Origin of the sequence: Streptomyces olivochromogenes, assembly GCF_021538895.1 — a bacterium.
Taxonomy (GTDB): Bacteria; Actinomycetota; Actinomycetes; order Streptomycetales; family Streptomycetaceae; genus Streptomyces; species Streptomyces olivochromogenes_A.
The window spans coordinates 160,706-169,286 of sequence record NZ_JADDRL010000005.1; the positions used below are offsets into that span (position 1 = coordinate 160,706).

Below are 8,581 nucleotides of genomic sequence, written 5' to 3' on the forward strand. Positions count from 1 at the left end.
AGAGCGACGCTACGCACGCGTAGGGGCCCGCCGCACTTTCGCACGACGAGCCCCCGTTGCACCCGGTTTGCCGGTCCACCCCGCGCTTACTCGGGGTAATGCCTGGTTACTTCTTGCCCTTGCCGGACCCCGCGCTCTCATCGCTGGACAGGACCGCGATGAAGGCCTCCTGCGGAACCTCCACCGAACCCACCATCTTCATCCGCTTCTTGCCTTCCTTCTGCTTCTCCAGCAGCTTCCGCTTACGGGAGATGTCACCGCCGTAGCACTTGGCGAGGACGTCCTTGCGGATGGCGCGGATGGTCTCGCGGGCGATCACCCGCGAGCCGATGGCGGCCTGGATGGGCACCTCGAAGGCCTGCCGCGGGATGAGCTCGCGCAGCTTGGCGACGAGCCGCACCCCGTACGCGTACGCGGCGTCCTTGTGGGTGATCGCCGAGAAGGCGTCCACCTTGTCGCCGTGCAGCAGGATGTCGACCTTGACCAGGCTGGAGGTCTGCTCACCGGTGGGCTCGTAGTCCAGCGACGCGTAACCACGCGTCTTCGACTTCAGCTGGTCGAAGAAGTCGAAGACGATCTCGGCGAGCGGGAGGGTGTAGCGGATCTCGACCCGGTCCTCGGAGAGGTAGTCCATGCCGAGGAGGGTGCCGCGCCTGGTCTGGCACAGCTCCATGATCGAGCCGATGAACTCGGTCGGCGCCAGGATCGTGGCCCGCACGACCGGCTCGTACACCTCGCCGATCTTGCCTTCGGGGAATTCACTCGGGTTGGTGACGATGTGCTCGCTGCCGTCCTCCATGTTCACGCGGTAGACCACGTTGGGGGCGGTGGCGATCAGGTCGAGCCCGAACTCGCGCTCCAGGCGCTCCCGGATCACGTCGAGGTGCAGCAGGCCGAGGAAGCCGACGCGGAAGCCGAAGCCGAGGGCCGCGGAGGTCTCCGGCTCGTAGACCAGCGCGGCGTCGTTGAGCTGCAGCTTGTCGAGGGCCTCGCGCAGCTCCGGGTAGTCGGAGCCGTCCAGCGGATACAGACCCGAGAAGACCATGGGCTTCGGGTCCTTGTAGCCGCCGAGCGCCTCGGTGGCGCCCTTGGCCTGGCTGGTGACGGTGTCACCGACCTTGGACTGGCGGACGTCCTTCACACCGGTGATCAGGTAGCCGACCTCGCCGACGCCGAGGCCGTCGGCGGGCAGCATCTCCGGCGAGTTGGTGCCGATCTCCAGGAGCTCGTGGGTGGCGCCGGTGGACATCATCCGGATGCGCTCACGCTTGTTGAGCTGGCCGTCGATGACACGGACGTACGTCACCACACCGCGGTACGAGTCGTACACGGAGTCGAAGATCATCGCGCGGGCGGGCGCGTCGGCGACACCGACCGGCGGCGGGATCTCCTTGACGGCCTTGTTCAGCAGCGCGTCGACGCCGAGGCCGGTCTTGGCGGAGACCTTGAGGACGTCCGCCGGGTCGCAGCCGACCAGGTTGGCCAGCTCCTCGGCGAACTTCTCGGGCTGCGCGGCCGGCAGGTCGATCTTGTTCAGTACGGGGATGATCGTGAGGTCGTTCTCCATCGCCAGGTAGAGGTTGGCGAGGGTCTGCGCCTCGATGCCCTGGGCGGCGTCGACCAGGAGGATGGTCCCCTCGCAGGCGGCGAGCGACCGCGAGACCTCGTACGTGAAGTCGACGTGCCCCGGGGTGTCGATCATGTTGAGGATGTGGGTCGTGCCCTGGTCGGGGCCCTCGGTCGGGGCCCAGGGCAGACGCACCGCCTGGGACTTGATCGTGATGCCGCGCTCGCGCTCGATGTCCATACGGTCGAGGTACTGAGCACGCATCTGCCGCTGCTCGACCACGCCGGTCAGTTGGAGCATCCGGTCGGCGAGCGTGGACTTGCCGTGGTCGATGTGCGCGATGATGCAGAAATTGCGGATCAGGGCCGGGGCGGTACGGCTCGGCTCGGGCACATTGTTAGGGGTCGCGGGCACGCAGGGTCCTGTCTCTTGAGGCGCCTTATGCCTCGGGTCGGATCGATACGTTGCCTCCATGGTCCCACGGGTGGGGACCGGGGACCGGTTTGGGCCACCGGACGAGCCCCTGGTAACCTGGGTGGCTGTGCCTCATGCCCTCTCAGCGCGAGGCACTCCTCTTAAGAAATCACCGGTACGGGACCCGCGCGGCCCCGTGCCAGAACCTGAAAAGGCTCATTCGTGGCGAACATCAAGTCCCAGATCAAGCGGATCAAGACCAACGAGAAGGCCCGGCTGCGCAACAAGGCCGTCAAGTCCTCTCTGAAGACGGCGATCCGCAAGGCCCGCGAGGCCGCTGCCGCGGGTGACGCCGAGAAGGCCACCGAGTACCAGCGCGCTGCCGCGCGTCAGCTCGACAAGGCCGTCTCGAAGGGCGTCATCCACAAGAACCAGGCCGCCAACAAGAAGTCGGCGCTTGCCACCAAGGTCGCGTCCCTCAAGGGCTGACACTTGATTTGACGCCGGAGGGAATCGAGCGGGCCCTCTCTCATCCGCTCCCGTCCGGCACCCCAGGGTCCGCGCGCGGCCTGCGTTCGCCACGCGGGCGCGGATCCGAAAGCTGAACCGAAGACCCCGGCACCACGCCCTTCCCCAGGGCCGGTGCCGGGGTCTTCGGCATGTGCGAAGGCCCCGGGGACGGGCATCCATGAGGTCCGGCGGCGCGGGCTACATCCGGCCCCGGGATCTGGCTGCCCGGGCGATCGTCACCACGGCCTTCTCCAGGGCGTACTCGGGGTCGTCGCCGCCGCCCTTCACGCCCGCGTCGGCCTCGGCCACGGCGCGCAGGGCCACGGCGACACCGTCCGGCGTCCACCCCCGCATCTGCTGGCGCACCCGGTCGATCTTCCACGGCGGCATGCCGAGCTCCCGGGCCAGATCGGCCGGGCGGCCGCCGCGCGCGGACGACAGCTTCCCGATCGCCCGGACGCCCTGCGCCAGCGCGCTGGTGATCATCACCGGCGCGACCCCGGTGGCCAGCGACCACCGCAGCGCCTCCAGCGCCTCCGCCGTACGCCCCTCGACCGCGCGGTCGGCGACCGTGAAGCTGGAGGCCTCGGCGCGCCCGGTGTAGTACCGCCCGACGACGGCCTCGTCGATCGTCCCCTCCACGTCGGCGACGAGCTGGGTCACGGCCGACGCCAGCTCCCGCAGATCGCTCCCGATGGCGTCCACCAGGGCCTGGCAGGCCTCGGGGGTGGCCGACCGCCCGGCGGTGCGGAACTCGCCGCGCACGAAGGCGAGCCGATCCGCCGGCTTGGTCATCTTCGGGCAGGCCACCTCCCGCGCGCCCGCCTTGCGCGCGGCGTCGAGCAGCCCCTTGCCCTTGGCCCCACCCGCGTGCAGCAGCACCAGGGTGATCTCCTCGGCGGGCGCCCCGAGATACCCCTTCACGTCCTTGATCGTGTCGGCCGACAGATCCTGTGCGTTGCGTACGACCACGACCTTGCGCTCCGCGAAGAGCGACGGACTGGTGAGCTCGGCGAGCGTGCCGGGCTGCAACTGGTCCGGAGTCAGGTCACGTACGTCCGTGTCGGCGTCGGCGGCCCTGGCGGCGGCCACCACCTCCCGCACGGCACGGTCGAGCAGGAGGTCCTCCTGGCCCACGGCGAGCGTCACCGGGGCGAGAGGGTCGTCATTCGCAGTCTTCCTGGCCATCGCGACAAGCATCGCACGGGGCACTGACAACGGGTCCGTGGTGGGGCGTCCGGGGTTCGCGGTGGAGCACCACCCGTCCGCGGTGGAGCACTACGGCTCCTCACGCCACCCGTCCCACTCCCCCCGCGAACGAGTCCAGTTCCTCCGGGTCAAGCCGGCCCTCCACGTCACGCAGGACGACCAGCCACTGCGCGTCCTCGGCGTCGTCCTCACCGGCCAGGGCGTCGCGCACGAGCCGCGGCTCCTCGGCGACCCCGAACCGCTCCCCGAGCGCCGCCGCCGCCTCTTCCGCGGCATCGCGGTCGGGCAGCACCAGCACATGTCTCACATCGCTCACGGGGCCATTCTCCGGCACCCCCGCCGGGGGTCCCGAAGCGGTGGGCGCGGGGGCGATTCAGTCGGCTCGGTCTGCTCAGTCGGCGCCGTTCCGGCCGCGCACCGTCGGCACGCGGCCCAGCTCCACCCCGAACCGCTCCCGGTACACCCCGAGCACCTCCTCGTCCGTCTCCAGCTCACGCACCTCCTTCGTCCCGTCGGGCGCCGTCACGGTCAACGCCCGCCCGCTCAACGTGATCCGCCCTCCGTCCTCCGTCACCCGGGAGCACACCAGCGACCGCGTGAAGTGCGAGGCCGACGAGGTGCTGTGCCACCAGGCCCCGGCCGTGAAGTCGCCGAGCACCCGCGGCCGCGTCTCCAGGCGGTACTCGCGCTTGCCGTCGCGCAGGACGTCCAGGTCCCCGGCCCCGGCCGAGCCGCCCCCGCCGAGCGCCCCGGCCGCGTCCGGTCCGGACTCGACGATGCGGAACGTCCCGCCGGGATCCCGCTGCTCCCCGCGCTCCTCGAAGGCCAGCGGATAGTGACTGTGCGCACCGAACCCGACGTCGGCGAGCCACTCGCCCCCGTCCACCGTCCGCACCCGCAGCGCGAGATGGTCGTACGGGATCCCGAGCCGCCCCTCGTCCCCGTACACCCGCCCCGCGAGCAGGTCGACGTCGAAGCCCAGCGCGGCGAGCAACGCCCCGAAGGCGCCGTTCAGTTCGTAGCAGAACCCGCCCCGCCGGCCGACCACCACCTTGTCCAGCAGGCGCTTCTCCTCCAGCACGATCTCCTCTCCCAGGTGGATCGACAGATTCTCGAAGGGCACGGTCCGCAGATGCCGCAGATGCAACTCGCGCAGGACCTCTACGGTGGGCCACGCCGGATGCGCGACCCCCAGACGGTGGAGATAGGCGTCAACCTGTGCGGAATTCATGCCTTCAGTCTCGCGCCACCCGCACCTCTGCGCGCACCCCTCCCGACCCGGCGACCGCGAGCGCCCCGTCCCGGTCGGTGCGCAGCACCACCGCCCCTTCGGCCCGCAGCGCGGCCACGGTCGCGGGTGCCGGGTGGCCGTACGGGTTGTCCGCGCCGCAGGAGATGAGCGCCACCCGCGGAGCGACCAGGCGTATCAGGTCCGGGTCCTGGTAGGCCGAGCCGTGGTGGGCGACCTTGAGCACGTCCACCCGGCCCAGCCCGGCCGCCGCGGGTGATCTCAACAGCGCCTGCTGGGACGGGGGTTCCAGGTCCCCGAGGAGCAGCAGCCGCAGCCCGGCGGAGCGCACGAGCAGCGCGACGCTCGCGTCGTTGGGGCCGTCCGGTGCGGGCGCCGTCGGGCTCGGCGGGGGCCACAGCACCCGCCAGGACAGCGGTCCGGTGCGCCGCTCCTCACCGGCGACGGCGTGGGTGAGCGGGATGTGCCGTGCGGCCGCCTCCTTCCTCACGAACTCGGCCTGCTCGCCGGGCTCCTCGAAGTCCGTCGTCTCGATGGCGGCCACCGAGCGCCCGCGCAGCACACCGGGCAGTCCCGCGACGTGGTCGGCGTGGAAGTGGGTGAGGACGACGAGCGGGATCCGTGTGATGCCGAGCTCCCGCAGACAGTGGTCGACCAGCGCCGGATCGGGTCCGGCGTCCACGACGACCCCACTGCCCTCGCCCGCCGCGAGCACCGTCGCGTCGCCCTGTCCCACGTCGCACATCGCGAACCGCCAGCCCGGCGGCGGCCAGCCGGTGAGCACCCGGGTCAGCGGCGCCGGCCGCAGGACCGCGAGCGCCAGCAGCGCCCCGCAGGCGGCACACCACCACGGGTGCCGCCCCAACCTTCGCCCGACGAACACCAGGACCACGGTGACCGCCGCGAGCAGCAGCGCCCCCGTCCAGCTGCCGGGCCAGTCCACTCTCCCGCCGGGCAGCGCGGCCCCGCTCCGGGCCACCCCGGCGATCCAGCCGGCCGGCCAACCCGCGCACCAGGCCAGGGCCTTGGACACGGGCATCGCCACCGGCGCCGTCGCCAGCGCCGCGAATCCCAGCACCGTGGCCGGGGCGACCGCCAGCTCGGCGAGCAGGTTGCAGGGCACCGCCACCAGGCTCACCCGCGCCGAGAGCACCGCCACGACCGGCGCGCACACGGCCTGCGCCGCGGCGGCGGCCGCCAGTGCCTCGGCCGCCCGCTCGGGCACTGAGCGCCGCCGCAGCGCCGCGCTCCATCCCGGCGCCAGCACGAGCAGCGCGCCGGTGGCCAGCACCGAGAGCAGGAACCCGTAACTGCGGGCCAGCCACGGGTCGTACAGCACCAGCAGCAGGACGGCCGTCGCCAGTGCCGGGATCAGCGATCTGCGGCGTCCGGTCGCCAGGGCGAGCAGCGCCACGGCTCCGCAGGCCGCGGCCCGCAGCACGCTCGGGTCCGGTCGGCAGACGATGACGAAGCCGAGCGTGAGCGCCCCCGCGAGCAGGGCGGTGGCCCGCAGGGAGATGCCCAGGCGGGGGGCGAGGCCGCGGCGTTCGACGCGCTGGGCCAGGCCGGGCGGGCCGATCAGCAGGGCCAGCAGGACGGTGAGGTTGCTGCCGGAGACGGCGAGCGTGTGCGCCAGGTCCGTCTCCTTGAAGGCCTCGTCCAGCTCCGGCGTGATCCGCGAGGTGTCCCCGACGACCAGCCCGGGCAGCAGCGCCCGCGCGTCCGCCGGGAGCCCGTCGGTCGCCGTGCGCAGTCCGGCCCGCAGCCGCCCGGCCAGCCGCTGGGGTCCACTCGGCTGCCCCACGACCCGCGGCACCTCGTCGGCGGTCACCCGCAGCACCGCCGCGGTCCGGTCCGCCCCCGCCATCACGGGCGCGAGCCGCGCGCTGACCCTCAGCCGGGTGGTGGGCAACAGCCCGAGCCACGCCGAGCGTGCCGACTGCTGGGCACCGGGGAGCCTCGCGTGTCCTTCCACTTCCGGCGCCGGGACGTCCCCGTCGACGACCATCAGCACCGGTGACCGCGTCGCCGCGGCCGTGCCGTCCGCCTCCTCGACCCGCCGTACCTCGGCATGGATCAGGACGGCGACCGGGGCGGCGTGATCGCCCATGACCCGTGGCCGGCTGAGCCACGGATCCGAGCCGAGCTCGATCTCGGCGGTCACGTCGGCATACCGCCGGGCCAGCTCGGGCACGGGTCCCCGACGCAGGTCCGCCCCGTGCAGTCCTGCGGAGACGGCGGCCGCGGCGACACAGAGGAGCAGGGCGGCCGTCGCGGCGTGTGGGAGGGGGAAGCGGGTGGGCGGGGCATGGGGTCGGACGGTCGGGGCGTCGCTGCGTGCTTGACGTCGCCATGCGGTCAGCAGGATGCCGGAGGTGATCAGGCAGGTGGCCGCGATGCCGGCGATCCAGGTCGGCGACGCGTCCAGGGTCAGCGCCGCCGTCGCCCAGGTCGCCAGCGCGGGCGGGACCAGGCGCAGGTCCGTGGGTCCCTCCTGGCGGGGATGGGCGGCCCCGAGCCGGTTCCCGGAGGCGGCGTGCACGGCGGAGCGGGAAGCGGTGCGCGAGGGCGGGCGGCGGGCGATACGCGCGGGAGGCGAGTGAGCCGTATGCGCGGGCGATCGGCGACTGGTGCGCGTACCCGGGTCGTCGTCGGACTCGTGGCTCATGGCCGCACCAGGTTCCGCAGGTCGGCGAAGCGGCGGGCGCCGATGCCGTTGACCTGGCGCAGTTCGTCGACCGAGCGGAAGCCGCCGTGCCGGGTGCGGTAGTCGACGATGTGCTGGGCGAGCACGGGGCCGACGCCGGGGAGGGTGTCGAGCTGGTCCGGGGTCGCCGTGTTGAGGGAGATCGGGGCCGAGGGGCCTCCGGCGCCCACCGTGGAGCCGGCCGCGGCGGTGCCGGTCCCGCTGCCCGGGCCTGCTCCCGCGGCCGATGCCGGTCCGCCGACGACGATCTGTTCGCCGTCCGTGAGGAAGCGGGCGCGGTTGAGGCCCTCGGTGCCCGTGCCGGGCCGCACCCCGCCCGCCGCCCGTAGCGCGTCCTCGACCCGTGAACCGGCGGGCAGGCGGTGGATCCCGGGGTCGCGGACCTTGCCGCTGACGTCCACCACGATCTCCGTCCCGGCGGCACCCGGCCCACCCACGCCGGACCCTCCGGAACCGGCCCGCCCGGCCTGTGCGTTCGCCGCGGTCTCGCCCGTGCCCTCGACCGCCCCCGCCTCCTCGCCGGTCCGCAGCGGAGCCTCCGCCTTCACCACCTGGGGCGCGCTCACCGACTGCGTGCGGCCGGCCCAGAAGTGCTGCACGGCGAACACCGCGGCGACGACGAGCAGTACCGCGAGCGCGACCACGCCCCGCCGCTCCAGCCCGCACCTCTCCTGCAACCACAGCGGCATCCGCTCCCGCAGGGCGAGCCCGGCGCGCTCCCGCCAGCCCGACAGCGACGGCCCGTCCGCGACACCGGCGTCGATGCCGGGCGTCCCGTCCGCATCACCGGCGTCGTCAACGGGCGGCTCGTCCACGCCATCGCCCCGCACCGGCGCACCCCATACCGGCGCACCCCGCACCGATGCCACAGTCGCGACGCCCGGCGCCGACCGCGCCGGGCCCACCACGGGCGCCGGCCCCACCA

Annotated in this window: 6 protein-coding genes and 1 pseudogene; 1 reads left to right on the forward strand and 6 read right to left on the reverse strand. The window is 73.0% G+C overall.

The window, feature by feature from the left end:
- Positions 1 to 106: 106 nt before the first annotated feature.
- Positions 107 to 1,981 carry a translation elongation factor 4 gene (gene lepA / locus IPZ69_RS04290; RefSeq protein ID WP_235452319.1) on the reverse strand — a complete coding sequence of 625 codons (1,875 nt, stop codon included), beginning with the start codon at positions 1,979 to 1,981 and terminating at the stop codon, positions 107 to 109.
- A gap of 222 nt (positions 1,982 to 2,203) precedes the next feature.
- Between lepA and rpsT the strand changes: the two genes are divergently transcribed.
- Positions 2,204 to 2,470 (forward strand): 30S ribosomal protein S20, encoded by a 267-nt coding sequence (rpsT, locus tag IPZ69_RS04295; RefSeq protein WP_235452320.1) that lies wholly within the window; start codon positions 2,204 to 2,206, stop codon positions 2,468 to 2,470.
- A gap of 219 nt (positions 2,471 to 2,689) precedes the next feature.
- On the opposite strand, the gene holA is transcribed toward rpsT, so the two are convergent.
- From holA to IPZ69_RS04320, 5 genes and pseudogenes are all read right to left on the reverse strand, one after another.
- Positions 2,690 to 3,679 (reverse strand): DNA polymerase III subunit delta, encoded by a 990-nt coding sequence (holA, locus tag IPZ69_RS04300; RefSeq protein ID WP_235452322.1) that lies wholly within the window; start codon positions 3,677 to 3,679, stop codon positions 2,690 to 2,692.
- A 90-nt stretch (positions 3,680 to 3,769) separates the two neighbouring features.
- A pseudogene (locus IPZ69_RS04305) lies at positions 3,770 to 4,016 on the reverse strand (hypothetical protein).
- Positions 4,017 to 4,091: 75 nt separating this feature from the next.
- Complete coding sequence (locus tag IPZ69_RS04310; RefSeq protein WP_235452323.1) at positions 4,092 to 4,931, reverse strand: arylamine N-acetyltransferase family protein; 840 nt, start codon at positions 4,929 to 4,931, stop codon at positions 4,092 to 4,094.
- A 4-nt stretch (positions 4,932 to 4,935) separates the two neighbouring features.
- On the reverse strand, positions 4,936 to 7,617 hold the full coding sequence (locus IPZ69_RS04315) for a ComEC/Rec2 family competence protein (RefSeq protein ID WP_268834198.1): 2,682 nt from the start codon (positions 7,615 to 7,617) through the stop codon (positions 4,936 to 4,938).
- A partial coding sequence (locus IPZ69_RS04320; protein WP_268834199.1) for a ComEA family DNA-binding protein occupies positions 7,614 to 8,581 on the reverse strand: 968 nt, incomplete at its 5' end. The genes IPZ69_RS04315 and IPZ69_RS04320, both read right to left, overlap by 4 nt.